We start from the raw sequence: 1641 nt of genomic DNA, 5'->3' as shown, positions 1-1641 counted from the left end.
GACCTGCGTGCTGTTCAATGCGACATCATGAGCATCGGGCAATATCTGCAACCTACCAAAGCTCACTTACCTATTGCACGCTATGTGCCTCTCGAGGAATTTGCTATGTATAAGCGTATAGGCTTAGAGCTGGGATTCCGCCATGTAGAGTCTGGTCCTTTGGTGCGAAGTTCGTATCACGCTGAAGAGCAAGCAAAGTAGTACATTGATACACAAATGATTTACATTTCGGCTCATCCGCTGCTGCAGTATTTGTTTAACTTTAACGGGCAATACTATGGGGTGGTCATTTCGCATTGCAAAAGTTCGGGGCATTGACATCAAAATTCATGTTACGTTTTTTCTCATTCTTCTGCTTGGGGCACTGCAGTGGGCAAATAATGTCCCTGACAGTCCACTTGATGGTGCGCTCTTCGGTGTCGTGCTCATCAGCCTGCTCTTTACTTGCGTAACCCTGCACGAGCTTGGGCATAGTCTAGCTGCACAATACTTTGGTATTCCCGTTCGAGAAATTGTGCTCACGCCACTGGGCGGCATTGCGATGATTACAAGGTTGCCTGAAAAACCTTTGCATGAACTTATCATCGCGCTTGCTGGTCCTCTGGTAAATGTGCTGATTGCGATTCTACTTTTCCTCATGACAGGCGCTACCATGCACACCACAATCCTTGATGCACGTGGGTCACTTGGCGAGTTCTTCTCTCGTCCTTCTTTTGAAGTGCTGCTGATATGGCTTTTTGCGGCAAATATTTCCCTTGCAGTCTTCAACATGATTCCTGCCTTTCCACTTGATGGTGGCAGAGTTTTGCGTGCTATACTTGCCATGTTCATGACTTTCTCGGCTGCTACAACAGTTGCTGCAACTATCGGGCAAATTGCAGCGGTCGGACTTGGTGTGCTTGGCTTTATCAATGGTAACTTTATTCTCATTCTGATTGCTGTGTTTGTTTTCTTTAGCGCAGGTCAGGAAAACGCACAAGCTACATCGAAAGCAGTCCTGCGCACGCGACGGGTAGGAGACACTTACAATCGTTATGCACTCAGCTTGAATATCGGTGATCGCGTTAGCCGTGTAGTCGATTATCTCTTCAGCAGCTACCAGCCAGACTTTGCCGTGATGCAAGGCAGCGAGATTATCGGTATTGTAACACGCCGTGATGTCTTCAATGCGCTCTCATCAGACACGCGTGATATGTACGTTACTGAAATTATGCGCCGTAACTTCCTTACCGTGCAAGCAGATGCTTCACTCGACGAAGTCTATGCATTGATGAGCGAGCACGGCGAACGCATTGTGGCTGTCTTCAATGGATCAGATTACCTTGGTCTTGTTAGCTTGGAAGACCTCAACGAAGCGTTTGCTGTGCTGGCGTTTCTCGACAAGCAGCAGCAGCTTAAAGCACAGCAACCTACCTAAAGTACGGCACTTATCAAGTTTCTAATTCATACTTTTGAGCGAAACGTGTATTTTTGCGCAGCTTAATTCTATTTCTTTAACTCATTTTTTATTCCAAGCTTGCATTTATGCTCTTCAAGACAACTCAGTCACCGAAGTCGTCTCCGAAGTTTTTTTTGGTGCTCTTGCTTCTCATTTTCACGACCTCTTTTCAAATACCTTCACAGCCTAATGATTTCATTGCG

At 46.3% G+C, this 1641-nt stretch carries 2 protein-coding genes; both read left to right on the top strand.

Going from position 1 to position 1641, the window contains the following annotated elements; genetic code table 11:
- Positions 1-201, top strand: a 201-nt coding sequence (locus CMR00_12720) for a lipoyl synthase (GenBank protein ID PIO47005.1), incomplete at its 5' end; no start/stop codon positions are given.
- Positions 202-277: 76 nt separating this feature from the next.
- Positions 278-1417 (top strand): peptidase M50, encoded by a 1140-nt coding sequence (locus CMR00_12715; protein ID PIO47004.1) that lies wholly within the window; start codon positions 278-280, stop codon positions 1415-1417.
- Positions 1418-1641 lie beyond the last annotated feature (224 nt).

It is taken from the genome of [Chlorobium] sp. 445, from assembly GCA_002763895.1.
GTDB lineage: Bacteria > Bacteroidota > Chlorobiia > Chlorobiales > Thermochlorobacteraceae > Thermochlorobacter.
This window is presented reverse-complemented; position numbering and strand designations above follow the sequence as displayed.